Genomic DNA, 26,588 nt, shown 5'->3' on the forward strand with positions numbered 1-26,588 from the left:
TCGAATAGGAATGGCGGATCAGCCCTGCGCATCACGGCCAGGCGCCCGAGCAGCAGTCCCGTTTTCGAAAAATTCCATAACCGAAATCTCGGTACTTCCCGCTGGGCACTTCGACCCCCTCCTCGGCGAGGAGCGTGGATCGCCCGATGGGGCCGCAGCAAGTGCCATCGATCTTTTTCGTTTGCGGCACAGGCCATAGTCTCTGGAACTTGTATTGGCGCTTATCCATGATTGGCTGCCAGTACCCGGCCTGCGAGCAGGAAGCGTCCTCGCCATAGTGCGCGGCCATGGATTTGAACTCGTGCTGCCATGCCAGCATTCGGGTGCTCAACAGCCGCGACGTCGCGTCGTTGCTGACGTGCGGATAGACCCAGCCGGTATAGGGATATATGCTGCCCCATGCGCCAGCAGTCCAGAAAAGCTCCGGTCTCGGAAAGTCCACCAGTGCGGCGACCGCATCAACTGTGCCAGCGGCTATACCCGCCATATTCGCTACAGCGAAGGAGATCGGATTCATCGTGGTCGAAAGCTCCCAGTCGTCATAGGCTGGGTCCACTTCTGCCGGCCACGCCGGGCTGATGCTTCCTTTGGTGAGGCACCCCGCGTCAAGTAGGACATCGAGCACGTACATTAGCGGGTTGGTGTAGCCATGCACCCAACGGAACGTCGAGCGCGACAAGGGGCCGATTCCCGCGGTTTCCTTGTGGCTGGTCATACCAACTTTGTTGTCGTTGATGCCCGCGTTCAGTCTTACCCCTCCGAGCAGAGGAAAACACCAAGGAACGGTGGTGACGTCGGTCATGTAGACCATCTCCCAGAACGACGTTGGAACTCCCACCTGAGGCGGACTCTTGCAGAAGCAGAACGCGTTGTTGAAGCCCGTGTCGAAATCCTCACCGCCGCGCTTGAGAAGGTCCTGCCCAAAGAGCCGAATCGGGTACACGCACGACCAGCAGTAGGCGGTAATCGGATTTGGAAACTCCCCTTCGCAGGTCAGAGAGTCCGCGTTGGCGGACAAGGCGCTACAAGCGAGGGCTACCGCGAAAACGGCTCGCCTGAACGCCCTTCGGAATTGGCTACTCATTTGCCCACCTCATCGGCCTCGTCGGGTGGCATCCCGATTTCGCGAATCTCCAGCACCTTTCCTTGCTGCGACACCAATGCGGGAACGCGGTCGATTCCAAACCGCGTCGTGACAGCGCCGCCCAAATCGAAGTAGACGCGCGTACCCCATTTGCGCATCAGCTCCATGTACGAGCCCCCCACAAGAATCACCTTGTCAGCGGGCGCGGCATCGCGGTGAATACGCGCGAGCTCCACTTGCCGATCGTCCCGTGCGTCTATGAAAAGAAGCCGCTTGGACCACGTCGCGAAATCCAGCGGATTCACCGAGACGCCTGCCGGCACCATGATGGCCCCGTTCTCGTCGTAGACGGTTTCGGTGAATGTCTTCGTCGGATCGAATGTGCGCACTCGATCTTCGGCCGCCGTGGAGATGCCCGGGATTGGAGCCGGGTTCTCGATGCTATCGATGTACTCGTCTCGATACTGCTCTTGGCGCCGCTTCAACTCGCCTGTCCTTTCCATTTCGCGGAGCTTGTCTTTCATCTGCTCGACCCCGTCCTGCTCCTCGATTTCCCATGATCTGCCGTAGTTTCCGAGGTCGTCGGCAAATGCACTGCAAGCCATCGATAGCGTGAGAAGAGCCGCAATTGCATTTAGCGCTGGTGAACGCCGTCCCGGCGTCCCGATTCCGCTTAGTGCTGCGCTTTTGTGATCCATAACGGTCAGCTGCCTGTTAAAGGTTTTGTCGCGCTTCATCTTGAAGGCGGTCCACAGCTCTGCGTTATACCATTCTGTGCGTTTTTATTGCACCGCTCCATGTTGATTTTTGGCCGCGCTGCGTTTTGAAGAGTGACACCGCTGAATGAATGCCACCTGTCACTACTGGGTCGTATAGGGCGTACCTCGCCCACCCAGTACGGGAGAGTCGGCATGTCACAATCGAAATTGGTTCACAACGCGGTAAAAGGTCTGTTCACGCAGGCGCTGCCCGGCTTGGTTCAACAGGCCAGCAGCGACCCGCATTTGATGGACGACGCGATCGAGCTCGCTTTAATGCAGCTCGGTTATGTGGACATGGTGTCTGTGTTCACTTACGCGACGGCGTACGTCATGACGGAGGTCGAACCGTCCGACGTGTATCACCGCATTGCTGCGGAGTACCGGGACGAAGACGCTATGCGCGTCCTCGATCTCCACGTCAACCTGCTCCGGTTCGGAGATGCTCTTTCTTTTCAGGGTCGCCTGGTACACGCGCAGGGGGACTGGGAGGCGGTTGAAGGAATTCCGCTTCAACCGCACCTGGGGGTTTGGCTGAACAGGGCGAAGAACCTGCTTCTTTCTTACTCTGAAGGACGCCTTCAGCTTTTGCTTGCTCCACTGTCGCCCTATCTCGACCTGGTGGTGGACACGTACAAGAGCCATCTTGTGGCCAAAGCAGAGACCTTGCAATGAGAGCGATAGATCTATTCCATCGCCCCACCAATCGTCCTCGCGAGGTGATCATCGACGATCGCGGCTTTGTTCTTCCGATCAGCCGCACTCGGCGTCTTGTCGCCCGAGAGCGTCCAGATTGGGTACACGTTATGCACTCCGAGGACGACGCGAATTACATCGACAGCCTCGCACGGCTCATTCGCGAGAGTGCTTCAATCGCACGAAACTCTGCATCTTCGGGCACCGCCCAGTGCTCCGCGACGCAGTACGAGTTGGATCTCCATTGATCCCGCTAGTTGAGGCCTCTTCATTACGAAGAGGCCTCTTTTTTTTTGCCGGCAGGCGTACGACTGTAGAGCCCGAAAATCATTAACTCGATTGAGACTCCAGTGCGGCGTCTCGATCATCGGCCGCCGCACCCTCGAAATCCGCAATGTATCGGACCACGAACTCGGCAGCGGCGGAAACCGTGGACAGCTTTGTCGCCACGACACGTTGCTCCACATCCCGCGGCACTTCTCCCTCCAAGTACCGGCGATCCACAGATACAACGATGTAGGCATTTCCTAGCCATCGAATCTCCAGCCTCGACCGCCATTCTAGGACGCCAAGCGAACCGTCCAAGCGAAGCGTGTTCGCCTGCCATCTTGATCCGAACTCACGAGAAGTGAGGACCAGACCTCCTAGCTTTATGCGTGCTAGTCGAAAAGCGGCCAGGACCCATGCGCCGTTTTCGGTCGCGCACGGGCCGGTAATAGCCAGCCCGAGGCTACCATTGTCCCTTACCCTATGCGCATAGAAACCAAATCCTTGCCCTGGAGTCGATATCGGATTTACCGCAACTCTGCACGTGCGCCGCCACTCCGCTATTGCCTGCGTTTGTGCGATCGTCAATCTCGCGAGCGGCGGGTCCCCGCTTAGTAGCAGTTCACATTCTTCTGTCATCTTGAATTCGGATCGATTCCGTTCGGACCTGTTTTGAATCAGTTAGCGCGTCTCGTCGGCACCGCTTCGTCTGGCAGAGACCCATCAGGCCATCCCAGCGTGTCTAACGTAGGCCACGCCAACTGGACACACACGCGCAGGTCGGCAATCCGCATGGCCTCGTTCCGCGTCACTGGTCGACACAGCTCACCCATGATCTGTGCGTACGCCAGGATCAGCCGCATTGCTTTCTCCGAGTGAACCCTTCGGAGCCGGGCGATAATGTCCTCAGAATGACGCGTGCTCTTGATCAGCCACGCCGAGTACAGGAAAACAGCACGGTCTTCAGACAGTGGGTAGGCCATGCAGCAACTTCTGTCCCAGGGTCACCATCTCACGCCTTCCGACAGACGTAATCATGGTCTGAAAAACCATTTTCCGTTCGGACTGCAAGTAACGCTCCACGCGCCAGAACCATCCCCGGTGAAAGCCCTCCTCGGTAGGCCTGTTGTGACGGTATGGATCGGCGGATTCCATGAGAAGGCCGTGCGCTCTTAGCGTTGCAAACAACTCAAGTTGCTTCATCTGAAGCTCCGCCGCCACCTCCGCCACGGTAAAGCAATCCCGCTGCTCTTTTGGTGTGCGATCTCGCCGTCGCTTCCATTCTGCGACGGCTGATTCGGTCCAGTAGCGCGTTCCCTTTGCTTGATGCGTCGGCGCCGGAAAAGTTTCGTCCCGAAGTGCGTCTCCAAGCTCTTTGGCTTGGAGACCTGTCGCCTCGCAGACTTCTTGTTTTGAAAGTAGACGCTCCATCTGAATCACCCTCAGGAGAACTGCCACCATGCGCAACCGCCAACCGCGCGCATAAGTTGACGCGAGGAGCCCTGTACCACGATCACACCACTTCGCGTGATGAATGTGCGTCCTTTCGCGTAAGGCAACCAGAGAACCGGACGCGCATGACATGCGTCCGCGACCCCGACAACCTGCGCGATAGGATTTCGCTCAAAAAACCTGCCCGACGCGCGACGCACCTCAGGCCTACCGAAAATGCGTAGCAACCATGACGTGCGCCGAATGCTCTCGTATGACTTCACTTCCACGACCCACCGTTGGCCATGCGCATCGGTAAGAAGAATATCTGCATCGCCGTGGCCCGGTACGGGGACGTTCTTTGTCAGCGTCCAGCCAAGTGGCAACCTGATGGTGAGCCTGCGCGCGGCTGCCCGTTCGATTCTGCGGCCTCGCCAGCTGTAGTACCTACGTCGCACCGCGCGTACGATGACGACATAGCAGCAGACCAGAGCGGCAAAAGCCGCGAGAGCAGCCCAGGGGCCCGCCGGCAGGAGCTCAGTCATCGTGTTCCGCCATATTCCGCAGACCTCCAGCCGCTATCGGGCCCCGCATTGCTGATCGGACCGAAGCGCTCAACCTGGTGGGGTCGATCACGGTCGCTCTATTGAATATGGCTGCCCCGTAGATGTCAGCCAAAGCCCGGACTTCAGCCGAAAGCGTAACGCCGTCCGATTCGCCGGCTTCCCGCCACGCATTGATCACCGCTTCCAGTTCACTGATTCCAATCGAGCGCATCATCGCCTCTGCTAGTGGAGCTTGGACCCACTTGTAATTCGTTCCCATGAGGGGGAAAAGATCGTCTTAACTTCCACCTCCTGAAGCTGGTACTTTTCCGCAATGGCGTCTATCGCAGCTTGGTGGCCTGCAAATACTCTTGCGCGCAGCCGAAACAACGCTTCGCGCGAAAGCAGCCCGGCCTTTTCTAGCGCGTCGGTGTAACCCTCCAGCTGATATGTCGAGCAAATCACCCCATGCACGTTCTCCTCCTTTCCCTGCTCCGCCTGAGCTTCGTAGGCGTTCAGCCACGACAAGGCAAGTGAGATCGCAGCTTTGCAGGTCTCCCCCAAGGGTTCCTGCGCGATTGGATAGAAAGCATCCTTGACGCGTCGAATCGCGGTAGCGAGGTCGGCCTCGGATGGTCCCATCACCGCTTCCGCACATATGCCAGTCTTGCTCATTTTTCGGCTTTCCCAGCCCGAATACGCCATGCAAGAGAGGGATGAAGAAGCACTTCACGCGCTCGCTCGGCCGCATACCTTACCTGTGCGGTAAGTTGCAAAGGCCGCGTCGACGGCTCGATGAGCCGCCCAGGAGTCACGACAAGCTGAGCCCCCTCTTTTTGATCAGGCATCCTATTCTCCTTCTGTCCGTCAGCACGACTCGCCAGTTACCATGAACTTCCACCAGCCAAGGCTTTTCTCTGCGCCGTCCAACCAATCCACGACTAGCCCCTCCCGACCGAGCGCGCCCCGGTCCAACCGGCTCGCGGCGGTCTGCAACGGGTAAAGGCCAAGCTGTCGGGAAGCAGTGGCACTAAGATCCTGATCGTCCACATGCCAACAGAAGCCCTCCGCATTTGCGAGCACGATGGCCTGCGCTGCATCATCACTCGTGATGGGAAGCAGCTGTTCACTGCATGCAGGCCAGAGCCTGCGAAGAAGGTCACGGGAGACGATTGGGAGCAGCGAGCCGCTTCGAGTCATGAGTCTCATTGTCCGGAGCCTCCAGTCAGTGCCCGCAAGCGACGAAGCTCCGAGCTCAGCACCGCAAGAGCCGCGTACTTATCTGGCACCGACTGGGGAACCAAGAAAGTGGTCGCCACCAGTTCATCGGCGGCACACTCGGCCATCGCGACTTCGCTCGGCGCGAAAGTACCTTTCTGGATGTTCGCAGCCACCGGGGAATTTTCCAGCGCCCGAACCTCCCGGGCTAGTATCGAAAGGGCGCGGTACTTTTCACCTCCGCCGCCGAGTGCGCCAGTCCCGCCACCGACGGGGGGAAGTTGCTCGGCGAGCTCAAGCGCACGCTCAACCGACATTCCAAGCAAGTGACAAACGAGGTTGGCCCCTGCTTTCGAAGCCCTCGGGGTAAGCACTCGGCGAGGGCTAAGCACTTCCGGGCTCCCCAATCGGAACGCAGAACCCAGCCGCTTCGGCTTGAGCAGCGTGAGCACGCAAAATGGCCACTTCAACCGTCCCCCCCTTCCCGTACGCGGGATATTGGTTGTTGTCTCCAGCCAGATTGACCGGCCGAACCTCCCACTCTCCGCTCTCCATAGGCGCCAGAGTGACCCCACCCTGGAACCCGGCAAGAAAGGCGAGTGCCGCCAACACCTCGCAATCGGAAGTCTGCTTCCCTCCCGCCCGCCCGCATGTTGTGCGTTGGCTTTCCATGGTCATATGAGCGTCCTTTACCGCTATTGGCCCGAGCTGGTCACTACCGCGGCGCTGAGGATATGCGCGTCGGCGAAGCGCTTGGTGAACGTCAGGCGCTCATGCTTGCCTTCGCGGCCCGTTTCCCCGTGGAACACTGCGACGGCCTCCCGGCGGAGATGGCAATTGTCCGGTTGGGTGGCCTGAGTTCCGTAACCCACGAACACGGCACGGCGTCCCGAAGGCAAGGTGATTGGCAATTCAGCGTTCATAGCTCTCTCCAGTGCTGACAAAAAAACTGCTTTTCCGGTGCCGCAGCCGCGGGCGACGGCACGAAAAAAGCAGCTTTACTGTGCGGCCTTCACCCGGTTGCTCGCATTCAGCCACGCGTCGAGGTCGGCCGGAGCCAAGGCGCCTGGCTTCGTGGATCCGTCCATTCCGATGAGATACGGGGTGCCCTGGATGTTCAGCCTGCGCCCCAGTTCCACGTTGCGCGCCACGGGGTTGTCGCACTGACCGGCGTTGTCAGGCTGAGCGCCACGCGCCATGTAGGCGTCATAGGCCGCCCCGCGCTCGGACTCTCCAGCACACCAGATCTTCCGGGCCACGAGGTTCGCATTGGGGTGAAGGGAGTCCAGGGGAAACAGGAAGGTGTAGATGGTGACGTTTCCAACCTGGGCGAACGCCTGTTCCAGGCGCTGGCAGTACGGGCAATCCGGATCGGTGAACAGTGCGACCTTTCTCTCGCCCTTCCCGATCACGCGAGCGAACGCATCCTGCATCGGCAGCGTATCCATCGCCACCTTCGTCAGCTCAGCCCGACGGGGCGACGTGAGATCTGCACGGCCCACCATGTCGTAGAGATTCCCGAAAAGGAAGTAGCGGCCGGTCTGCTCCACGTACACGAGATTCTTGCCCCACACGACCTCGAATATTCCGGGCACGGGCGATTCCGCCACAGTGCCGAGCGGGGAACCCGGGTACTTGGCTTCCAGCGTCGCGCGCACCTGGTCAGCGGCGGGCGACGCAGCTGCGGCGCCCCCAAGTAGAGAAGCAACGAGCGTGATGCTCGCGCGAAGTCCAAATCGTTTTCCCACGTCCTGTTCCTATGGAGTAATAGACATTTAGCAATATTATTGCGATGAGAGTATTTTATCCATACCCCATCATGTCATTTTTTGGATGCCACCGGACGATGTGCGTCACCTCGCCGCAATAGGTCATTACTCGCCAAGGCGAGCACATAGGAGTGGGAATCATGAGTGAAACAGTCGATTTCGACGGACTTAAGCAAAAGCTCCCTGTTGCCGCGTTCTTTGAACAGGTAATGGGACTGAAGGCGAAAGCGATGCACTCGGACTCCATTAGGTTCTCCGGGTGCCCTGCTTGCGGTCTAGGACCTCCAGAGTCGGTTAGGACGAGTGTCAAAACAACCGGTGGAAAAACCCGTTGGCATTGCTTTCGTTGTGAAGAGGGCGGCGACGTCATCGACGCCGCGGCCTTCTATTGGCAGCTTGAGGTGCCCGAAGCGGCGCGGCGACTCGCGGGTGGACTACCTTCGATGGGTAGCACCATTCGAAAGTGGCACATCCGCGCAACCGAGGCCAAATCCAAGGAGACTCCACGCGATGAAGCCGCCTTGCGCGAGGTATTCGCGCATATTCGGGGGAGCAAGTTGCCTCCGGACGGTCGAGTGATGGAGTACCTTGCCGGCCGCGGCATCACCGCTGATGTAGCAAAGGAAGCGATCAAGCGAGGTGTGCTGGCCACATTGCCGGGTAATCCGGCACGTGCAAAGGAATGGCTGTTCGACGTTGTCGGGCACGAACTCCTGGTCAAGAGCGGAATGTTGAGACCTGATTCCAAGGTCCCAGCAATCTGCTATCGGCCGCTGGCCTGCTTCACCCATAACGCGCGTTCCGCTGAGTTCCGATTGATTCGGAAGCCCCAGAGCGCAGAGGAGGTGAAGCTTCTTTTCTACGGCCCCATGTTTCCCTACTTTTGGGCGAACGAAGGCTCGAACGACTACACCATCGTTGAGGGTCCAATCGACTTGCTGTCGTCGATTGTTTTGGGCACGAAGAAGAACGTAATCGGCGTTCCTGGCGCGGGCCGTTGGCGTCCTGAGTGGTTCAAGAACCTTTCGGGGAAGTCAGTCCTTCTGGCTGTCGACGGTGATGAAGCTGGCCAGCGTGCTGTGCATAAGGCCAACGGCCTTCTGAAGGTCATGACTGACGTCGGGGCCAACGTGAGCGTGCTCACTTATCCCGAACCGTTCACGTCGGTCACACCGGAAGAAGACTGGGATGTAAATGGCTTTCTCCAATGGAAGTTGTCTCAGCTGCAACAGCAGCAAAGGAACTCATCATGCGGCGAACCCAGTACCCGATAGTGAGCAACATGCCAGCCGACTATGCCAAATTCCGATTTGACGTTAGGGTTGGCTATGCGGTCTACGTGCGGAAAGACCATCAGGCCGCAATCGCCTTCTCAGGGCGAAAGAGAAGGCCTGACTTTCACCGCGCGTACCAAAGCGCCGAAGCAATGCGTCTTGACGTCGACGCCTATGTCGAGGAAATGGAACGCAAGGCAAAGGCTGCCGCCGCAAAGCTGGAGCATGCGACTTCGAACCAAGTCGGAGACATCTACCAGGCTGTTTGGGGAAGATCGACGACAGACGTGGATTACTACCAGGTAGTGTCCATATCGGGAAAGTCGCTTTTGTGGCTTCGACCGCTGATCAAACGCCCAGGCAAACGAGGCACACATCCTTGGGTGCCTGTTCCTGGCATGTACGCTGCGCCCCCGGTACGGAGGCGTGTAAGTACTGACGGGAGGGTAAAGATCGACGACGTGACCATCGCGCACAAGCTTTGGCCGGCAGATAAGCCCCGATCCTCCGTAGTTCCGAGACCGGTGCTGTATCGCGTATAAGCCAGCAAACCCTATTCCTTTTGGAATAGGGTTTTTTTTTACCCGGGGCTTGCCACTCACCGCGCGGGAAGATCAGAGGAGGCGATACCTCGTCCTTTTAGCGGTGCCAACGCATCCGCCAGCTTCCGATCGAACCGTTCGGCGCCAAGGCGGAGCTTGCAGAGCACCTCTTCCAGTAGCAGGTCAAACTCGTCGACCTCCGGATGCGGTTCCTGCCAAGGCTCTTCAGGGTCGTCGTGGTCGATATCACCACATCCAAACGGGCAGCAGTTCGGATCAATTCCGTGTGTGCAATAGCCACACTCAGCCAGTTCAATTTGAACCTGTGCCAACTCCCCCGCCGCGAGGTAGCCGAAAGGCACGGCAACAGAAATCGCGAGCGACTTCATCTCGCCAGGAAGCCCAACAATGTGCTCTTCGACGGCGGCACTGAATCGTTGCTGGTACAGGTCACAGCTCAGTCCGCATCCGGCATGGGCCATCGCCTGGAGTGATTCACAACGCGCCTCCCATGTCGCGACGTCGAAGTTGACCATGTCCGTCATTGCGCCCCCTGACCGGCAATTCGACTTTCCGCCTCGAAAGCAAGGGCCCGCAGAGCGGCATGCTCCAGGTCTGAGTACGTGAGCTCTATCCCCATAAAGAGCGATCGAGTCGCGCCGCTCTGCGCCCCCAGGTCATGAAACACATCCCCAGGCCCGCGCATCGCAGCATCGCGAACCGCTAGACTAAACCCGTCGGTGCACTCTTCAAGCAGGCGGAGCCGGTCAAGGCTCGCCTGTTTAATCTCGCCGTCCAGAAGCATGAAAAAGTAGCCCTTTCCGCCCGTGCGAGCGAGACGCCCCCGCAACTGGTGCAGCTGTGTGACGCCGAATCGTTCGGGATGAACCACGACCATACAAACCAGCGACGGCAGCGTCACCCCGACTTCAATTAGCGTTGTACTGACGAGCAGATCGATCTCTTTCTCTCTCATCCGTTTGAGAACCTCATCTTTCTCCTCGTCCTTCATTCTCCCGTGCACGAATCCAACGCGGTCGCTGAAATGTGCGGGAAACCGACGAAACGCCGAGGTGCCGCTTGCCTGGTCGTCGTCTCCGTCCACCAATGGGTAGATCAACGCAGCCTGGCCGCCCTTCGCAATCAAGTCCTTCACAAACGCTGATAGCTGTTGGGCCTTTTCCCTATCCACCAATCGCGTCCGGACAAGCTTGGTGACTGGAACCTCTCGCAACTCCGACACGTCCATCCCGGCCAACCCTACCAGCGCCACGGTGCGAGGAATCGCCGTCGCAGTGACTTCCAGTAGATTCGTGGACGGACCGACCAAGGCGGCACGCTGAGCCGTCGAGAACTTCTGCTGTTCGTCAACAATCACGAGGTCGAACGCTCTGCCGCCCTTCTTTGCCCACGAGATGATCGCGGTCGTCCCAATCACCAACGCGTCATCTACGTCCTTGGGCTTGGCGCCAGCGATCATGCACACCGCCTTAATGTGCGGAAAGAATGCAACGCACTCGGAGTGGACCTGGGCGGCCAAAGGGCGACTCGGGCACACTATTGCCACGCGGGCGCCAACCTCGCTGGCAGCTGCGGCGACAACCAGATACACCGCAGTCTTGCCTGTCCCAACATCACCCGACAGCAGCCGTGCCATGGCCAGGTTCGAACTCAAATCGTCCATGATGTGCTTTACCGCCCGCCGCTGGTCCTTCGTCATAGGATAGGGCACCATCTTTATCAACTCGGCCAGTCTTTCCACAGTCAAGACAATTCGAGATTTCGGCTGATTGGTGCGTTCACGGTTCGCGCCAACCTTCCAGGCAATCGCGGCGAGCGATAAGGCACGGGCTGCGGCCAACGATTGGGTGGCGTCGGCGAGGGAATCGGGCCAGTGTAGTTGCCTGATCAGACTCTCCGCAGGCATGTCAATCGTCGCCCGTATGGCGTCGGCATCCATGCCTGTTCGCTGCGATAGAAGGGCGACCGCCCCCGGGATCCCGTCTGGGCCAACGCTATGCACCGCTAACCGGATCTTGTCACCTCCTAACACCCCCTGCTTTCCTCGATAGAACGGCCGTACGCCCCCTCTTGCGTCCGCAGCGATAAAAGACGGATTGACCATGGAAGCGCGCCCGTGCGACGACCTCAGTACACCTGCAACGAAGATATCGTCGCCCGGCATCACTGTCCGCCAATTCGCCATATCACCGTAGCAGTGGAAATCTGCCTCGCTACCGGCCGAGTCCGAAGCCCTTACGAACACTCGCCCAGCTTCCATGCTTTCCCGGTCGACCGGCCGCCCGCTCTGGGTCATGAAGACAATGGAAATGCAGGCCACCAAGACATATGACTCGCTGCCTTGGTTTGCCACGGGCAAGATGGTGGATGGCTGCCTGTAGTCGTGATATCCCGCCGGCGCGATGAGCAATGCTGCTTCTCGGGAATCGACCCCCGCTTTGGCCAAAGACTTCCAGAGAGCGTCAATGTGATTAACCGCAGTCGCGTTCATTCGGCCTCCTGTGTGGTTGAGCGTTTGCCCGCTTCGACGGCCGCCTTTTTGCGATGCTGCTGGGCTTCCAGGGCCTGCATCACGACTCGGCTCATCTCCGCCGACGCTGTCGGATCAAGCGCGGCCAGGCCAAGCGGGCGACGCCCAGGCTTAGATGCGCCACCTTTCTTGGGCTTCCCTGACGCCTCTTCTTCGGCGACAAACTGGAGCAACGCCTCTTCCTCCGCCTCCTCTTCGAGGTCGGCCATGGCATCGGCGAGCGCTCGCTGCGCGTCGCGATCACTTGGCCGCGCGTTCCCGGATTCGGACTCCTGCGGCGGTGTCAATTGGTCAGGTGCGCCATCCTCTGTTGGGCAGTCAGCGCTCAGGCCAGTCGGTGCCCCGAACGCAGCGGCGTTCTTCTCCTGGATCCAGGATTCCGATGGCGGCACAGGCAGGTGGTAGAACGACGCGGCCTTTATCACAGCTGTGGCGACGTGGTCGGCTAAGTAGGTCAATCGTCCCAGCTCGGCCATCGTCGGTGGCGGCGAATGCATGACAATGGCCGGCGCGAAATCTGTAATGTGCTTTGTCGTCTTCCCGTGGTAGAGCCCAACGCTATACATTGGGAGGTGCGGCGAGAAGGACACGCTCCGATGCTCGGCATACAAAAGGCCACGGTCATAGAGGGCGGCTAGGATCGCGCAAGTGATTTTGTACCGATCAGGCCCGCTAGAGATGGTCTCACCAAGCTTTTTGAGAACCAGAATCCGCAAGTCATGTTCGCGGATGAAGATCTTTCCCTCGTGTTTCTGGCCAATCCGTACGGATGCATCTTTCTCCGGGTCTCCCGTGCCGTTGATTCGACCCGGCTCGCAAAGAACCGAGGCCAGCGCCTCCCATACTTGGTCCGCGTCATAATCGTCGACCTCTTGATCTTGGCTTGCGCTGACGCCGGTCTCTTCGACGCCCACGGCCCGATCGGCAGCTACCAGAATACCCATTAGCGCGGCAGCACGGTCATCGACCGGAAGACCGTACTTGTCGATAGGAAAGTCACTCGGATGATGGTAATGAGCCAGCGCAACGCTCAGCGCCTCGCGATCGTGGTCTGGCAGTTCCCAGTACTCCGGCATCCTGGACAGTAACCGCGGTGCAAGCACGTCATGCACCACGCCTTTGTCATCATCATGGCTGGTGTTTCCAGCTTCCTCCGCGTTGGCGACGATATCGCCTTTCGCAGAGACTCGGTACACGAGCAGCTTGCCGATGTCATGCACCATTCCTATAACAGCGATGAGCGGGTCTTGCGGCAAGAGCTTGTAGGCGGGGTCTTTCTTATCCAAGACTTTGAACGTCTTTCGACGACGCGCTTTTACATACACGCCGGAATAGTCGAAGCCTGGCGCGAGTTCCAACGCCTTGACGGCTACTGCCGCGCAATGCTCGTGCAGCCGCCTGGATGCATGTCCGCCACGTCGATGCGATGCTGGGTAGTGCTTGTGCGCGCAGTATGTGTCCCATACCGCCAAAAGGAGGTTATGGTGTGCCGGCCAGGTGGCTTTCGCCTGCGCCATCCACACATCCAGTGCCGGAGGCAGCGCCAACCGTTCTTTTCGCGGGTCTCGGATTCTCGGTAGAGCATTGAAAGAGGTTGGGACTTCACCAATCGAGCACTCAATTCCCAATAGTGCCGTGGGCTGGATACGAGACCGGGCCAGCTCCCGCTGGACGAAAATTACGGCCGCGACAGTCGCCGACGACGCGAGGATGACGAGCAGCGAAGTGCGCCAGTCAAATTCCTCTGTGGCGAGGTAGGATAGCACTCCCAGGGGGTTGTCTCCGAACTCGACGATGGTAAGCAGGACCCACCAGAACAGCGTTACGCGCGCAATGCGCAAAGGCAGTTTGTTATTTGCGCCAAGGGCCATAGCCTCAACTCCCCTTTTTGCTTAGGTCCCCGGGTTCCAAAGTGCGGGAGAAGTCAAACGGCGTGTACTTCGCCCTGCCCAGTAGCCATCTGCGCGCGAATCTGACCGCCTTGAAATGCTCATGATCTGGCAACCCAAATTGCTTCGCCAACTCGCTGGCCTGGTCCTCATTGGCGATCCCTTTACCGACTTGTCCAATGATCCAGTACCCGGCCGCCATAGCGTTATCAGGCTTCGTGCCAACGCCTCTCTGGTACAGGTACACAAGCGCATCAATAGCATCCGGATAGTTCATGGAGGCAGCCTTGCGCATCGCAATGAAGCCCTGTTTCTCACGGCCAGTGTCCAGAAGCAGACGAGCATGCAGGTATGTCCCGTACGAGCTCTTCCATTTCGCCGCGCGCTCCGACCATTCCAATGCCTCGGCCGTGCGCCCTTGCGAAAACAACAGACTCGCAGCCATCGCGGCCGCGGGGCCGATCCCATCAGCTTGTTGATAGGCCGTCAGCGCTTCGCGCGGATCCGCTGGCACGCCGCGCCCTTCCTTGAGCAGGACACCGAGGTTGTAGGCCGCAAGCGGCACCTTCTTCTTGGCTTCCGAGAAATAGGAGGCCGCACGTGCGCTGTCACGGGGCACACCGATACCGTTGTCGAAGGCGTATCCGAGGATTGCCTTGGCTTCCGGATTGCCACGCCGAGCCATAAGGCCAAGGCGGTCCAGCGCCTCCCGGTCGCCCGACATGTGTGCGGACCAAAGCTTGGCCGCGTCTCCCCTCGCCCCAAGTCCGTCATTGCCTATGCGAAACGCGCTTTTCACGCCGTCCGTCAGCGCCTCCATCACCCCACTGGAGGCATGAACTGACGCCGGTGCCGATAAGCAGACCGTCACCAGGGCCATTGCAGCGAGTTTCTCTTTTCGGCACGACATTCAGGCTCTCACGCAGACGATTTTGACCCTGGCGATGTTAACATTTAGAGGTGTCAACCATCTGATTTATATAAATCTTATGATAAAAAATCGATCAGATCTCAACCCGATTGGTCGCGGGGAAGACCTCCGGTTGCTCTGCCACCAGTACGTCCAACATCGAGGAACCGAGCAAGAAAAGCAGCTTTCTGACCAAATCGCGCGGCTCGTTCTGACCAACCCAGACATCCGGGCGATCGCCTGGAGCGCACTGCGGCGCTACGGGCACCTGGGAAGCGACCGACTGGAAGAGCTGTTGAGTGAACTCGCGGCGGTCGTCGTAATTCGGCTTCTACCTCGAATGCGGGATCCCGATGCCATATGGGGCGCGCTCAAGGGCTGCGCACGCAATCTCGTTCTTGACTACACGCGCAATCCCTACGATTCCGAGCTACCCTTCACTGCCGACCTGGACGACCCCAAGGTTGGGGCCGCGCTTGTCCCTGTAGAATCGGATACTCTCCGCCTCGATACGACCATGATGGCCAAGAAAGCCCACGCACAACTTGCCGCAGCGCTGGCGGCGCCTCCAACTCGCGAAGATTGGATCCCGGTGCCGATTCCACCGCTGGACGGACAACTGCCCGGGGCGCCCGTCCCCCTGGCCGAGCTATCCACGCTGCCGGCAAAGCCGACACGCGCCCCCCGGACCGCAAAAATCGCGTCCGCGGGACAGCTTGAGCTGCGCGAAATTAAGACCAAGCTCCAAATGACGATTCCCGAGCTGGCGGCAGCACTGAGCAGCAATCCCAATACCCTCAGCGCGTACATGAAGGGCATCGCCCCTCTGCCGGACGAACTGCTGGAGCGTGCACGACTGTTGTTCCGCGCAAAGTTCGACCAGGTCAAGCAGCAGAACGACCGCTGGAAACAGATCGCCGGCAAGAGCGGCAGCATGGCGAAGATGATCGCCGAATGGAAGGAGCGCGCAGGCGTCCGGACGAACCGTGAGCTCGCCCAGATACTCGACGTGTCCGAGACCACCATCACGCGTTGGAGCCAGGACCTCAACATTCCTCCGCCGCACCGTATGCGCAAGTACGACGGGCTGGTCGATGCCGCGGGCGGCAACGCTGCAAAGACCTAGGGGTGCGCCCCGCCCCTAGACAGGCCGCTGCGCTCCAACACCCCCTCTATCTCGGCCAACCGTCCCAACTCTTGAAGCTTGGATGTCGGGGCAAACACAACGCTGTTACCGTCCCCGATTGCCCCGCCGGTTGCTGAGATCGAGAGGAGACCGGTTCGAAGCAAAGCGCCCCTGACCGCTTCAAAGTCGCCCCACCGAGCCGTGTCTGCCCCATAAATGTCGTGGTATACCGCCGCCCCCAACTGGACTAGACGTGCCGTGCGCAAATCGGCGGGCATGTGCCGCAAATACCCCGCTAGGACGACAATCTCCTCTGTCGTCAATCCGGCTAGGGTATCGGCCCAACGGTAGAACTCATCCGCATAAACGGCCTCGTGGGCAAGCTGGCCGGCGAGCACGGCCGCCAGCATGCGGAGATTGATTCGTCCGACACCCTCGCGCACTGCCCGCGCGTACCGCAGTGCGATGTCTGCGGACTCCTCCAGTTCAACGGTGTGCTGCGTCGCTCGCCCCGCTCGTAGTTCCTCAAGCAGGATGTGGCGAGCTTCCTCCGCTCGCCTGGCTTGACGGGCCTGTAGCGCTGCCTTTGCCGCGGCCCCAAGCACTGACGCCCCCGGGACACAAAGCAGCGAAAACGCGTCAGATATCACCGCGCCGAGATAATCGGCGATATCGCTACCGCCAGTTGGCTGCGCGGGCGCCGCCTCGATGGGAGCTACGCCTCTCCGGTGCTTTCTGGGTGTCGTCACAACTCGCTCCTCGGGATCTGATCGCGATCGTTACGCCGCTCTACGCGCCTTCGGCCCGGTTAGGCTGGGCCGCTTGTTCAAGTACGGCCTTATGAATAGCAGCGAACTGGTGCGCAACCTTTCGCGCCGAACTTCCGTCGGAGTGATACTCGGGCGTGTCCAGCTCTGCACCATAACGCTCCCGGAGGTTCTCCATAACATACTCAGGGGAGATACAGGATGCGATGGAATCATAGCTATTTCGCTGCAAGAATGAGCGGACTGGCATCCCGCTTGCCACTTCCCAACCTTCCCCGACGTAGGTGTCGAGGAACGCATCCATGCTAGCTGGGTCCTGCTCGAATATCCCTCGCAGGTGCTCTTCGACTTCTGCCTTACCGCGCCCCCTCTGCCAATGCCAATAGAGCCCTGGCGCGTCCATTGCCGCCGCTAGGAAGAGCGGACCTTCCGCGCTTGCGGCTCGAACCCTGCCGGCGAATAGCTCGTAGACGGCGTCGTTTGCATCGTCTGGCAAGACACGATGCGCCTCGGGCTTGTCCGGATAGTGAGTGAGCCATCTAACGCACTCGCTGCCCAAAGCCAACGGCTGCGCGGCCTCAATCACCGTCTTCACCGCATCGAGCCGGTGCGCCATCTCGATCTGCCTCATTAGTTGAGATACGAGGATGGCCGCTTGCAGGAAGGTTCCTCCCATGACATAGGGTCCACGCTCTCGCGGAAGCATATCGCCGTTCCGAACTATTGCGAGCGCCAAAGGCAGCGCCGCGATTTCGTCAACGTCCTCGGCACGGTCCCGAAGCCTCTCAATTAATCGCGGCATCGCCCGGTCGGCGTGTTTGTTCAAGGTCGCGCGCTGCGCCTCCGGATCACCCGTCGCTAACGAAGCGATTAGATCGTCAATTCCGCTATCCGCAATGTCGCCTTCCGGTACCCCATAAACAAAGTAGCGCTTGAAATACCGGCTCGAACACAAGCGTTGCTCGGCCGTCCACTGCTTATCCCATTCGGGACCGTACATCATTGTGTCGACACGTGGGAAAAGCGGTACCAACAGCCGTCGTCTAACAATGTCACGCTCCTTTGCCGTAGAGCGTGGCATAGCGGCTGCCAGGACCTCATCTAAGGGCGACGGCTGGGCTTGCAGTGGGTTGCGCGCAATGTCGCGGGGCTCACCTTGTAGGAACATATCTGGCTCGTCCCGTATTGCAATGTATAGCCGGGGATACAGTAGGCGTAGTCCTTCAATCAACATGAACTCGGCAATGTTCACCTCCCCCTTTACCAAGGGCAACGAAAACAGGAGAGCGTTGATGTACTGCTTTGCGAGCCGCGGCGTTTGTAGCTTCGGCTCAAGGCCGTCGACGAACGGGCGCGTAAACTTGTCGACTTGCGACTGATCGATTGATATGTTGGCTTGTTGTAAAGCGCGGTTAAGTCCTTCGAAAGTAATCTCTCGAAGACTTAGGCGGTCGGCCGGCGGCAAGTGGAGCGGCACCTGAATGATTTTTTCCAGGAATGCCCGGCCAGCTTCCGCCCCTCCCGCCCCATATCGTTCACCGAGCGCGGCAGAAACCACATCGTCATCAAACGCCAACACGTAACACGTGTACTTGAAGCTGGCCGACAACTTGACCAGCTTGAAAATCGCATGGGTCTCGTTCCTGTCCAGGCGATCGATGTCGTCAATGAGGATGACGAGCCTCTTACCGCTTTCGAGGAGCAGGGCATCGATCTCGTCCTTCAGTTCATCAAGGCCGACCTTCGATAAGGCCTCTCCGAGATTCTTGGCAGCCTCACCCGGGTTGATATCTACGCCTGGCAGCGCTACGGAAACAGCCGACAGTAGACCGCCGTACTTCCCCAAAAGCTCGGCCGCTCGACCTTTGAACCCAGGTTCTTTGCCCAAAGTTTCGGCCAGCGTTGCGAAGAAACCGCGCAGAAGCGCTTCTTCGGACGGGAAGTGCCATGGGTTAAAACGTATCGCTATGGCGTTCTGGTGGGGGCCAAGCGATTCTTCCATCATTTTTAGAACGGACGTCTTACCGTCGCCCCAGGGCCCGAAGAGGCCAATGACAATGCTCGACGGGTCCGCTCGCTTCGCTATCGTCTCAGCGATCCTGGCCGCGAATGGCGCACGCCCAAAACGGTCCTGCGTCTTCGACGTTATAGGATCATCTGAAAGATACGGACTCTCGGGTTGTTCTTTGGCCGTTTCATGCGTCGATGCGTCAGTCGTGCACGTGGTCGACGCGCGTTTCCCTCCAAAGAGGCTTCTAATCCATCTCATGGGATCCTCCAGTCCCCGAATGTTACCCAACTTGTTACCAGTTCGTCAGGCGTGTGACCGCGTCCCCCCCCGGCGGCTTGAGATCCGATCCCCAAAAGAGAAACGCCCACCCTTCCGAAGAAAGGCGGGCGTGAACCGGCAAAAAGTGGGCTTAGTAGGAACTAGAACGGAATATCATCGTCCATGTCAGCCAGCGAGGCGCCGGTAGATTGAGGCTGCTGTGCCGCCGGGCGGGGGTTGCGTTGCTGCGCAGGCGCGGAACTAGGTTGGTCGTCGCCCCCGCCTTCGCCGCCCCCTCGTCCGCCCAACATTTGCATTTGGTCGCCGACGACTTCGGTGCTGTACCTGTCCGCCCCCGTGTCCTTGTCCTGCCATTTCCGCGTCTTGAGTCGGCCCTCAATGTAGACCTGCCGGCCTTTCTTGAGATACTCGCCTGCGACCTCCGCGAGGCGGTTGTACAGAACGACTCGATGCCACTCCGTCTCCTCGCGGCGTTCCCCGGAGGACTTGTCTTTCCACTGCGACGTCGTCGCGATAGACAGATTGCAGATTGCGGCGCCGTCCGGCGAGTAGCGTACCTCGGGATCTCGTCCCAGGTTCCCAACCAAAATCACTTTGTTGACCGATGCCATTTTGATTTCTCCTTCGGAAAATGACAGATTTCGCTAGATCGGCAGGGCGGAAGAGCCTTGTCTTATCCGATCAACGGCAGGTTGACGACATCCACCGGTGGCTGGCAGCCGACTAAGTGGCAAGGTGGCGGATATGCGAATGCCGCCCCAGCACCGCAGGAATAATGGTCAACAGGCGGGCCGACTTCGGCTCAATGATGGCAACGTTGTTGTCGTTGCCGCTGACCGCCAGCAACGCTCCGCCCCCAAGGAATGTGCATCCCCGGGGATCTGGCACGCCGAAGCGAAGGGATGACCGAACCTCGGGCCTGTCCCAGCCATCCCACTTCATCCACAAGGTCTGCGATGCGGCGAACGTCGCGACCGAAAGGCCGAGCGACTCGCTCCTCGCAAAGCTTTGGCCACGTCGCTGCATCGTTGCCGAGGTGTCGAACTTGGTCGTCACTCCCTTCAAGCGATCGACGCGGTACACGGGCAACGGCAACTCGAAGAGTCCGCTTTCGAGTTCTACCGGCAGGAGCGAGGCACTGTCACGGACCTGCGCCAGCGCGGTCGTAACTTGGTCAGCCTGAAAGCATGAGAGCCGCTGAGCTTGCATCTGCATAACCAGCACCGCTCCCTCTCCATCGGGGCAAAGGTGAGTGGCTACGCCGTCCGAGGGAAGCGCCCAATTGCTTTCGACCGCCAACGTGCGTTTGTCGAGGAACGCCACGCTCGGCGCCGCCACATCGAACAGGAGATTGCATGCGCTACCCGCCGAACCGGCATTCGGCCCCTGCGGTCGATTCCCATAGTGGGCAACGGCGATCCAATCGCCGCAGTCGACCACGTCATGCGGGCGTATACCGCCCGTAGCAACGCGTGTGATTTCCTTCCCAGTGGCGTCCAGGTACAACAACCATCCCCCCTCGATCGGGGACGTCGAGGATTCAGCGGCGATAAGCGCTCCCGCGCCGTAGGCCAATCCATGGCCGCGGAACGTCACCCCTGCGTATCGTCGCGACTCCCGGCGCGTGAAGTCGTTCGAGAAGACCTCGATCAACTCCCGGGCCTCATGGCCGATCGCGAAAATGCTCCCCTCGGGATTGCTCGCCGGCACGACCAGGTCGTGGAGGTTCGGAGAGTCGGACGAAACATAAGCAGGGGCTTCCCCGTTCACACTGAGGACTGCAATCGCAGCGCTTGCGCCGCCGACAGCGGCGGGCGGAAGCGGCGCGGTACTGTAGGAAAGGACACAAATACGACCATCCGGCAGTCCATCCGCGACGCGGGGCGCAATCTGCGCCGCATTGGCTCTGCCGAACGCAGGAAGACCTGCGACCAGTAAAGCGCCGAGCATTTTGCCCATGGCGCGTCGACGGCCGGCGAGAACGGGCCCCTCGCGGCCGCTCATGCTCGTTGCTCGGTCGCTTCAGGCATCGTCGACACGAGTTCCCTCGGCAGGTATTCCGTGAGCCAGGGATATAGCCCGGGCTCACCGATCAGTCCGGAATCGAAGTCAAGGCGCTCGATGTCCCCGATCGCCTTGATAATGGGCACGCGACGCACGTCGGGCTCTGCGTCTGCGTCCGGCGACGGCGTGGTCTTCACCTTCACGTACAGCTCACCCATGGCGTGGATGGCCAAGGGCCCGTTGCGCTTGGCTTTACGAATGGCCGTATAAAACGGCCCCGCTTGGCGGCCATAGATGCGTATCGGAATGCACTTATCAGCATTTTCGAATTGCCGCAGCAGCAGCACGAGCTTGTCGCCGGTGGGCTCCTGGGTTTCCGGATGGGGCTCGCCTCGTTCGAACTCCATCGCGTGCACGAAGCCCGCCAGCCGGATGACGTTCGATCGCTTACGCTGGGCGCGATCGATTTTGTATGTGAAGGCGTCCTGTCGTCCGGGTTCGGCACCGGCCGCGTTGAGGATGGCGCCGTTCATGCGCTTCGCATAGTCGCGCAAGTCATCCCCACGCAGGTCGCGAACGCTCGGTGCTTGGAAGTGCAGCGCCTTCAAGGTGAGGCTGTATTCGCCATCGATGAGGTCGGAGCGTACCAGCGCTGTGACGGCAATCACGTCGCCGGGCTTGAAGTACTTCGGCAGACCCACGCCCTTGGTCACGTCGAACTCGAACGAGACGCGATAGTGCGGGCTCTTGTTGGAGATCAGGATCTCGCACCGGCCCGCCTCACGGTCGACGGAGAAAAGCTCTCCGACCAGCCAGACGGCGTTCATCATCCCGTTCGTGTACGCGAACGAGCGCGGAGATACTGCGGCTTCGGCAGAAAGCATGTGGGCTCCTTTCTTTGCTCGGTTCCAAGTTAAACATTGCGCGGTGCCACGATACGCGCTGTTTTTATTTCATACAATGAGGAACGAACAAAAACCACTTTTAGGGGCCAAAAATTTGGTTTAGACGCTTGACTGATGCACAATGCGTGTCAATTAGCCCTGATGATATTTATTTCATCGATCGGAGACTGCGCATGGCACGCAAGGACCAAAATGCCCAATTCGAACTACCCGCCTCGTCTGGCACCAAAAGGCCGCAGCGTGGCCGCCCCCGGCGCTCTTCCCCCGACGATCCTCCCCGGTCCACGGGACCGGACCATTGGCCAGGGGTACCTCTCGTACAGCGGATCCGCGAAAAGCTTGCAGATCCGCGCTGCGAACTGAATCTCACCACCCTGGCGAGTCGACTGGGCCTCACACAAGGCGCTCTGACTGCGATTCTCACCGGCCAGCGGGCGACCCTTTCTCTCGTCCGCGATAAGGAACGGGGCGCCTGGCTGGCAGCTTGGCTTGGCATCCCTCAGTTCTGGCTGCGCGTGCTCGCCGGCGACATCGAGCATTCAGAACTGCGGTGTCAGATCGGGTTGGATGAGCAGCTGTGGCTCACCGCCCAGAAACTACAGGCCGACCCGAAATGGGTGGGATACGCGCCCCCGTCCAAGCAGTATTGGGATTCGCTCCCGCTCGCTCAACGTCTCTTGGTGGTGGAGCTGTACGAGTGGGGATGCACGATGGAGCGCAAACTCCTGATGGCCGACGCAGGCATCGCGCCTGCCCACCCGGCAAAGACAAAGCAAGGCAAGTCCGACCGCGAGCCCGTAGTTCAGGAACTCTGAGGCCGTGCGAACCGCTGTAGGGGGGCAGTCGGGGCCGCCCCGCTCCCCTCCTGCGGCGAACATTGCCAATACGGTCATGCTAGCGATTGTTGCTCCCCTTGAGCGCCAACGTCGCCGTCGTTCTCCGCCCCCGCAGTCGGCTGTTTGCGCGAACGCTTCTCCATGGCTTCCGTGACTTGCAAGTGCGTCTCGCGGAATGCCTCAAGCGCCGATTTGCTGATTTTCACCGTGACCAGGTCGGCTTCATCTTCCAAACCCGGAATTTCGGCGGTCTCGCCCGGCAGGAACCCTTGAAGATACGGCGCGACCTTCGTCATTGCGTCGTAGAGGTTCGGCACGTATCGCGGAGGGACCTTGGGCCCGGTCGAAAGAACCTTGCGGGTCACCCTCGTTTGACCCATGGAATCCGCGATCTTGAGCCCCTCCAGGAGCCGCTCCTCCGCTTTGTCGCCATGTGACTTGAGGAATTGGACCGCCACGGCGGCCGACACCTTGTCCTCGATCACCATCTGTCGGATTCGGCTCGGGGCGCCCATCAGCGAGAGCAAATCGTTGACGTACTGCTCGCTGTAGCCAAAACGACGGGCAATTTCGGATACCGACACCTGATATCCGATCATCCGCTTCATCAAAATGCCCAGCTCGTAGGGTGCGAGCGGTGTGCCCTCTTGGGCATTAGCTTGAGCCACGGTGAGGTCAACCATGGTCGTGCCCTTGGGCAGCACGATCATGGGAATACGCTCGATCTTCGCTCCGTGCTCCCGCGCCCATCCAGTCGCATGATATCGGGTATGCCCCTCGGTCAGGTAGAGCACGTCCAGGCCGCCTTCGCGCGCAACATAGCCCTGGACGGGCTTGTCCGGCGCATAGCCGTTGGCGAGGATCAGGCCACCGATGTACGCGACCCGCATCCGCCATTTTTCGTTGTTGATGCGCGGCTGCCATCCTGGGATTAGGCGGATCTGCTCATAGGGCACGTTCCAGAGGTCCGAGCTCTTCGCGCCCGCGGCGTCCATGCTCGCTTTCACGTTCCCTCGCACGAGCTCTCGCTCGACGGTCGTCGGCGGAAGTTGATCATCGAGCACTTGGTCATTCATGGCGTTCTCCTTGGCCTTTGTAGGGCGCTGACGCAGACGGCCTCGATAACTGAATGGGCTCGCTGCGGATGGTTTGGCGATGGCGCCCATAAGGGCCGAGCAAAGCTACTTTTGAAGAATTATCAATTGATGCTTTATTCAACGTAAAGCATTAGTTAATATTAGCCTTACCAAAAGATGTATCCACGCCTCGTTGAATTCGGTTCTGCCAATGAAAAACGCCCCAAACCGTGGAACGGCTGGGGCGCTAGTCTCGTCGGATGAAGCGACTTGGAGAGAGTCGTTGACGATGCACAACGAGCGATGCATCGAGTGGAATTAAAGCATAGCTAAATTTGCTCCGTAAGGGGCAAGCACGCCAAATTTTGCGACATGACCATGCCAACCGAATTTATCGAACCGTCCGCGAATGGCCCAACTGCTGAGGCGTACGGCGAACTGTACGTGGCGTTCGAGCATTTCAACCGGACCATGTTCGACGCGCAGCTACCACCGTGCCTGATAACGCTGCAACGGCGCAAAGGCACCTATGGCTACTTCTCGAAGGGCCGCTTCGTACGACGAGGCACCGGCGACATGGTCGACGAAATTGCTTTGAACCCGGCCTACTTCGCAAGTCAGACGATCAAGAACACGCTCTCCACCCTGGTTCACGAACAAGTCCACCAATGGCAGCGCCATTTCGGGAGCTTCAGCCGCCGCGGGTACCACAACAAGGAATGGGCGGACAAAATGGAATCCATCGGACTAATCCCGTCCCACACGGGCAAGCCAGGCGGGCGCAAGACGGGTCAGCAGATGGATCATTACATCGAGGCCGGCGGCGCCTTCGACTTGGCTTGCGACTCGCTGCTCACCCGCGAATTCACGCTCTCCTGGCTCGATCGTTTTCCTGCCGAGCGGCTTCCTGTCGATCCTACGCCGGTTGCCACGACCATTCCGCCGGCCACGTCAGACGCGCTGACGACGACACCCGGAATCACATCGACGGCATACCTAGGGCTAGGTCGGGCCGAATCCGTACTTGCGCTTCCCTCGGGCGATTTGGTCAATCGGTCCAACCGCGTCAAATACCGATGCGCGACTTGCCTCACTCAGGTTTGGGGAAAGCCCAATCTGAAGCTTAGGTGCGGTATCCCGATGTGCCGCAACGCCCCCTTCGAGGAGTGCGGAGCAATTACGCAATGCCCATAGCACATAACGCCATTCCCATCACTCAAAGCGCCTTACTGACACCCAACGGGAAACCTCCCAGAGGACTCCATCATGAGCACCGAACCCGCTACCCAGAAGCGCCTAACCGTGCGCGAGCTGCAAACCATCCTCACCGATTGCGATCCAGACGCGATCGTGGATTTGACTCTGCCGGGCTTCATCGACGTGAGCGATAAACAAATTGTTGACGATCCTGATCTAGTGAGCGATGCGTACGGCTTCGTGCCGCATGTCGAGGCCTTCTACAGGACCGGGAAAGACATGCCCTATGAGCACTTTTTCGGCGACGACGGCGCCCCCCGTCCGGGCGTAAAGCCTAATGCAGTGTCCATCGCCATTCCCCGGGACGACGTCGAAAAGCTGTACCGAGACCGCAAGCGTGCCATCGAGCTCGACGATCCCGCGTTGGAGCCGGAGCCAGCGACCGCCGACGCCAACACCGTTATCGTGGACGTGCGCCTCTCGCGAGAGCTTCACACCACCATCCGACAGTTGTTGCGCCAGCTCAACGGCTCGCACCAGGTCAAGATAGAGCAAGGCTGCACACATGGCCTGCTAACCGTTGCGGGTGCGCTGGAAATGCTTGCGGAAGACCTCGGCATGGTCGGGAGCCGGCCCGGTTCCTGGGAAGGCTCAAACATGGCCCAGGTGCTCGCTTCACACGGCTACGACAATTGAGCGGCATCCTCGCCGGGCTCGCCCACACTGGCACATGCACGCCTGCCCCGGCAGGAGTGCCTTCGTGGAGAACTGACCGCCCCCTGTCGAGGGCAAAAAAAAACCCTCGAACGAATCGAGGGTTTTCCGGGCGACGTGTCACGCTGGATGGTGACCCGACTCGCGCTGTTTCTCACGGTCAGTCTTCACGACGTTGTTGGCGACGAACAGGCCGAAACCAACGACGGCCGCGAGGACGCCAAGCATTACAGCGGTTCCGAGATCCATATCAGTCTCCTTGCTTCGTGCCGTAGAACAAACTGGCCAGAGCCAATGATAGCACCATCCCAAGGGACAGCCCAACCAACTTTACGTACAACACCCACGTTGCCGCACCCCAGTTTGTTTCAAACGCCACAGTAGCGGCACCGACACAACTGGCGATCGCAACACCCACAAAGAACTGGCCGAAGGCCTCTCTTTGCTTGCCTACGGGGTAGGTCAACGAGCGCCAAAGAGGCCCAAACAGGTTCCTTTTCAGGTTGCCGAACATCTCCCGCGTGGGCGGGTGGTAGAACTCCGCCACTAGCCACATTAGGGCCAGGGGGCTGAGAATCAAGAACGCAATAAGCATCACCCCTCCTAGATACAGATAGTAACATCCGCGCACGCACGAGGCCCGTGCGGTGCCGGAATCTCTCTCAGTAGCCCTAGGTCGTCTTCATGCCCCGGTGGCTGGCTCCCGCCAATAAAAAACCCGGTTCCAGAATGGAACCGG

At 59.4% G+C, this 26,588-nt stretch carries 25 protein-coding genes; 6 read left to right on the forward strand and 19 right to left on the reverse strand.

All coding sequences use genetic code 11. The annotated features are described in order from the left end of the window. Positions 1-31 precede the first annotated feature (31 nt). Together LN047_RS20905 and traW are read right to left on the reverse strand one after the other, a co-directional pair. A complete protein-coding gene (locus LN047_RS20905) occupies positions 32-1,084 on the reverse strand; it encodes a TraU family protein (protein WP_054470987.1) in 1,053 nt (350 codons plus the stop codon). Continuing rightward, a complete protein-coding gene (gene traW, locus LN047_RS20910; protein WP_254791976.1) occupies positions 1,081-1,821 on the reverse strand; it encodes a type-F conjugative transfer system protein TraW in 741 nt (246 codons plus the stop codon). The genes LN047_RS20905 and traW overlap by 4 nt, the downstream gene beginning before the upstream one ends. Before the next feature lie 174 nt (positions 1,822-1,995). Here traW and LN047_RS20915 point away from each other — a divergent pair, with 174 nt between their 5' ends. Then, positions 1,996-2,517 (forward strand): hypothetical protein, encoded by a 522-nt coding sequence (locus tag LN047_RS20915; RefSeq protein ID WP_092578943.1) that lies wholly within the window; start codon positions 1,996-1,998, stop codon positions 2,515-2,517. A 1,251-nt stretch (positions 2,518-3,768) separates the two neighbouring features. Here LN047_RS20915 and LN047_RS20920 read toward each other — a convergent pair. The 6 genes from LN047_RS20920 to LN047_RS20945 all read right to left on the reverse strand — a co-directional run bounded on the left by LN047_RS20920 (position 3,769) and on the right by LN047_RS20945 (position 7,747). Further along, positions 3,769-4,236, reverse strand: coding sequence for a phage antirepressor KilAC domain-containing protein (locus LN047_RS20920; RefSeq protein ID WP_175493137.1), 468 nt, complete (start codon positions 4,234-4,236; stop codon positions 3,769-3,771). Between the two features lie 11 nt (positions 4,237-4,247). Continuing rightward, complete coding sequence (locus tag LN047_RS20925; protein WP_092579119.1) at positions 4,248-4,781, reverse strand: NERD domain-containing protein; 534 nt, start codon at positions 4,779-4,781, stop codon at positions 4,248-4,250. Then, positions 4,774-5,061 carry a DUF3717 domain-containing protein gene (locus LN047_RS20930; RefSeq protein ID WP_083714140.1) on the reverse strand — a complete coding sequence of 96 codons (288 nt, stop codon included), beginning with the start codon at positions 5,059-5,061 and terminating at the stop codon, positions 4,774-4,776. Before LN047_RS20930 ends, LN047_RS20925 begins: the two co-directional genes overlap by 8 nt. Beyond that, complete coding sequence (locus LN047_RS20935) at positions 5,025-5,456, reverse strand: hypothetical protein (RefSeq protein ID WP_139208517.1); 432 nt, start codon at positions 5,454-5,456, stop codon at positions 5,025-5,027. The genes LN047_RS20930 and LN047_RS20935 overlap by 37 nt, the downstream gene beginning before the upstream one ends. A gap of 1,238 nt (positions 5,457-6,694) precedes the next feature. Further along, entirely contained in the window at positions 6,695-6,922 is a 228-nt protein-coding gene (locus LN047_RS20940) for a hypothetical protein (protein ID WP_076515730.1), read from the reverse strand. Between the two features lie 75 nt (positions 6,923-6,997). Next, positions 6,998-7,747, reverse strand: coding sequence for a DsbC family protein (locus LN047_RS20945; protein ID WP_373980080.1), 750 nt, complete (start codon positions 7,745-7,747; stop codon positions 6,998-7,000). A 161-nt stretch (positions 7,748-7,908) separates the two neighbouring features. On the opposite strand from LN047_RS20945, the gene LN047_RS20950 reads away from it, so the two are divergent. Then, positions 7,909-9,042, forward strand: coding sequence for a toprim domain-containing protein (locus LN047_RS20950; RefSeq protein WP_076515734.1), 1,134 nt, complete (start codon positions 7,909-7,911; stop codon positions 9,040-9,042). Positions 9,043-9,640: 598 nt separating this feature from the next. On the opposite strand, the gene LN047_RS20955 is transcribed toward LN047_RS20950, so the two are convergent. Genes LN047_RS20955 through LN047_RS20970 form a run of 4 tightly spaced genes read right to left on the reverse strand, consistent with a single transcriptional unit; the run spans position 9,641 to position 14,934 of the window. Next, complete coding sequence (locus LN047_RS20955) at positions 9,641-10,129, reverse strand: hypothetical protein (RefSeq protein ID WP_373980081.1); 489 nt, start codon at positions 10,127-10,129, stop codon at positions 9,641-9,643. Continuing rightward, positions 10,126-12,096 (reverse strand): DEAD/DEAH box helicase, encoded by a 1,971-nt coding sequence (locus LN047_RS20960; protein WP_373980082.1) that lies wholly within the window; start codon positions 12,094-12,096, stop codon positions 10,126-10,128. Before LN047_RS20960 ends, LN047_RS20955 begins: the two co-directional genes overlap by 4 nt. Then, positions 12,093-14,006 (reverse strand): hypothetical protein, encoded by a 1,914-nt coding sequence (locus LN047_RS20965; RefSeq protein ID WP_373980083.1) that lies wholly within the window; start codon positions 14,004-14,006, stop codon positions 12,093-12,095. The genes LN047_RS20960 and LN047_RS20965 overlap by 4 nt, the downstream gene beginning before the upstream one ends. 4 nt (positions 14,007-14,010) lie before the next feature. Further along, positions 14,011-14,934, reverse strand: a complete 924-nt coding sequence (locus LN047_RS20970; protein WP_092578921.1) for a tetratricopeptide repeat protein — start codon at positions 14,932-14,934, stop codon at positions 14,011-14,013. Positions 14,935-14,956: 22 nt separating this feature from the next. Between LN047_RS20970 and LN047_RS20975 the strand changes: the two genes are divergently transcribed. Continuing rightward, the gene (locus LN047_RS20975) at positions 14,957-16,060 is read left to right on the forward strand and encodes a hypothetical protein (RefSeq protein WP_373980084.1); all 1,104 of its coding nucleotides are present in this window, start codon (positions 14,957-14,959) and stop codon (positions 16,058-16,060) included. 789 nt (positions 16,061-16,849) lie between these two features. Here LN047_RS20975 and LN047_RS20980 read toward each other — a convergent pair. From LN047_RS20980 to LN047_RS20995, 4 genes are all read right to left on the reverse strand, one after another. Then, positions 16,850-19,096 (reverse strand): P-loop NTPase fold protein, encoded by a 2,247-nt coding sequence (locus LN047_RS20980; protein ID WP_373980085.1) that lies wholly within the window; start codon positions 19,094-19,096, stop codon positions 16,850-16,852. Between the two features lie 161 nt (positions 19,097-19,257). Next, entirely contained in the window at positions 19,258-19,728 is a 471-nt protein-coding gene (ssb, locus tag LN047_RS20985; protein ID WP_063589053.1) for a single-stranded DNA-binding protein, read from the reverse strand. Between the two features lie 112 nt (positions 19,729-19,840). Next, a complete protein-coding gene (locus tag LN047_RS20990) occupies positions 19,841-21,076 on the reverse strand; it encodes a hypothetical protein (protein ID WP_373980086.1) in 1,236 nt (411 codons plus the stop codon). A gap of 41 nt (positions 21,077-21,117) precedes the next feature. Continuing rightward, positions 21,118-22,005 (reverse strand): hypothetical protein, encoded by an 888-nt coding sequence (locus tag LN047_RS20995; RefSeq protein WP_076515751.1) that lies wholly within the window; start codon positions 22,003-22,005, stop codon positions 21,118-21,120. 194 nt (positions 22,006-22,199) lie between these two features. Between LN047_RS20995 and LN047_RS21000 the strand changes: the two genes are divergently transcribed. Then, positions 22,200-22,841 carry a hypothetical protein gene (locus tag LN047_RS21000; RefSeq protein WP_373980087.1) on the forward strand — a complete coding sequence of 214 codons (642 nt, stop codon included), beginning with the start codon at positions 22,200-22,202 and terminating at the stop codon, positions 22,839-22,841. A 74-nt stretch (positions 22,842-22,915) separates the two neighbouring features. Here the strand turns inward: LN047_RS21000 and LN047_RS21005 are convergent, their stop codons facing one another. Then, the gene (locus tag LN047_RS21005; protein WP_373980088.1) at positions 22,916-23,938 is read right to left on the reverse strand and encodes a ParB/RepB/Spo0J family partition protein; all 1,023 of its coding nucleotides are present in this window, start codon (positions 23,936-23,938) and stop codon (positions 22,916-22,918) included. Between the two features lie 378 nt (positions 23,939-24,316). Between LN047_RS21005 and LN047_RS21010 the strand changes: the two genes are divergently transcribed. Both LN047_RS21010 and LN047_RS21015 read left to right on the forward strand, forming a co-directional pair. Beyond that, positions 24,317-25,132 (forward strand): SprT-like domain-containing protein, encoded by an 816-nt coding sequence (locus LN047_RS21010; protein WP_373980089.1) that lies wholly within the window; start codon positions 24,317-24,319, stop codon positions 25,130-25,132. 72 nt (positions 25,133-25,204) lie between these two features. After that, positions 25,205-25,831: a hypothetical protein gene (locus tag LN047_RS21015; RefSeq protein WP_076515757.1), complete on the forward strand. Its 627-nt coding sequence runs from the start codon at positions 25,205-25,207 to the stop codon at positions 25,829-25,831. A 138-nt stretch (positions 25,832-25,969) separates the two neighbouring features. On the opposite strand, the gene LN047_RS21020 is transcribed toward LN047_RS21015, so the two are convergent. Both LN047_RS21020 and LN047_RS21025 read right to left on the reverse strand, forming a co-directional pair. Next, positions 25,970-26,098 carry a hypothetical protein gene (locus LN047_RS21020; protein WP_255376753.1) on the reverse strand — a complete coding sequence of 43 codons (129 nt, stop codon included), beginning with the start codon at positions 26,096-26,098 and terminating at the stop codon, positions 25,970-25,972. 1 nt (position 26,099) lies between these two features. Then, positions 26,100-26,444: a hypothetical protein gene (locus tag LN047_RS21025; protein ID WP_054470961.1), complete on the reverse strand. Its 345-nt coding sequence runs from the start codon at positions 26,442-26,444 to the stop codon at positions 26,100-26,102. Positions 26,445-26,588: the final 144 nt, after the last annotated feature.

The sequence above is a fragment of the Achromobacter sp. JD417 genome, assembly GCF_041879325.1.
In the GTDB taxonomy this organism is placed as follows: domain Bacteria; phylum Pseudomonadota; class Gammaproteobacteria; order Burkholderiales; family Burkholderiaceae_B; genus Achromobacter; species Achromobacter mucicolens.

Bases quoted from the DNA above. Each gene is read 5' to 3' on its own strand.
- LN047_RS20905 (WP_054470987.1), bottom strand. From the start codon at position 1,084: ATGAGTAGCCAATTCCGAAGGGCGTTCAGGCGAGCCGTTTTCGCGGTA.
- traW (WP_254791976.1), bottom strand. From the start codon at position 1,821: ATGAAGCGCGACAAAACCTTTAACAGGCAGCTGACCGTTATGGATCAC.
- LN047_RS20915 (WP_092578943.1), top strand. From the start codon at position 1,996: ATGTCACAATCGAAATTGGTTCACAACGCGGTAAAAGGTCTGTTCACG.
- LN047_RS20920 (WP_175493137.1), bottom strand. From the start codon at position 4,236: ATGGAGCGTCTACTTTCAAAACAAGAAGTCTGCGAGGCGACAGGTCTC.
- LN047_RS20925 (WP_092579119.1), bottom strand. From the start codon at position 4,781: ATGACTGAGCTCCTGCCGGCGGGCCCCTGGGCTGCTCTCGCGGCTTTT.
- LN047_RS20930 (WP_083714140.1), bottom strand. From the start codon at position 5,061: ATGGGAACGAATTACAAGTGGGTCCAAGCTCCACTAGCAGAGGCGATG.
- LN047_RS20935 (WP_139208517.1), bottom strand. From the start codon at position 5,456: ATGAGCAAGACTGGCATATGTGCGGAAGCGGTGATGGGACCATCCGAG.
- LN047_RS20940 (WP_076515730.1), bottom strand. From the start codon at position 6,922: ATGAACGCTGAATTGCCAATCACCTTGCCTTCGGGACGCCGTGCCGTG.
- LN047_RS20950 (WP_076515734.1), top strand. From the start codon at position 7,909: ATGAGTGAAACAGTCGATTTCGACGGACTTAAGCAAAAGCTCCCTGTT.
- LN047_RS20955 (WP_373980081.1), bottom strand. From the start codon at position 10,129: ATGACGGACATGGTCAACTTCGACGTCGCGACATGGGAGGCGCGTTGT.
- LN047_RS20960 (WP_373980082.1), bottom strand. From the start codon at position 12,096: ATGAACGCGACTGCGGTTAATCACATTGACGCTCTCTGGAAGTCTTTG.
- LN047_RS20965 (WP_373980083.1), bottom strand. From the start codon at position 14,006: ATGGCCCTTGGCGCAAATAACAAACTGCCTTTGCGCATTGCGCGCGTA.
- LN047_RS20970 (WP_092578921.1), bottom strand. From the start codon at position 14,934: ATGTCGTGCCGAAAAGAGAAACTCGCTGCAATGGCCCTGGTGACGGTC.
- LN047_RS20980 (WP_373980085.1), bottom strand. From the start codon at position 19,096: ATGAGATGGATTAGAAGCCTCTTTGGAGGGAAACGCGCGTCGACCACG.
- ssb (WP_063589053.1), bottom strand. From the start codon at position 19,728: ATGGCATCGGTCAACAAAGTGATTTTGGTTGGGAACCTGGGACGAGAT.
- LN047_RS20990 (WP_373980086.1), bottom strand. From the start codon at position 21,076: ATGGGCAAAATGCTCGGCGCTTTACTGGTCGCAGGTCTTCCTGCGTTC.
- LN047_RS20995 (WP_076515751.1), bottom strand. From the start codon at position 22,005: ATGCTTTCTGCCGAAGCCGCAGTATCTCCGCGCTCGTTCGCGTACACG.
- LN047_RS21000 (WP_373980087.1), top strand. From the start codon at position 22,200: ATGGCACGCAAGGACCAAAATGCCCAATTCGAACTACCCGCCTCGTCT.
- LN047_RS21005 (WP_373980088.1), bottom strand. From the start codon at position 23,938: ATGAATGACCAAGTGCTCGATGATCAACTTCCGCCGACGACCGTCGAG.
- LN047_RS21010 (WP_373980089.1), top strand. From the start codon at position 24,317: ATGCCAACCGAATTTATCGAACCGTCCGCGAATGGCCCAACTGCTGAG.
- LN047_RS21015 (WP_076515757.1), top strand. From the start codon at position 25,205: ATGAGCACCGAACCCGCTACCCAGAAGCGCCTAACCGTGCGCGAGCTG.
- LN047_RS21020 (WP_255376753.1), bottom strand. From the start codon at position 26,098: ATGGATCTCGGAACCGCTGTAATGCTTGGCGTCCTCGCGGCCGTCGTT.
- LN047_RS21025 (WP_054470961.1), bottom strand. From the start codon at position 26,444: ATGCTTATTGCGTTCTTGATTCTCAGCCCCCTGGCCCTAATGTGGCTA.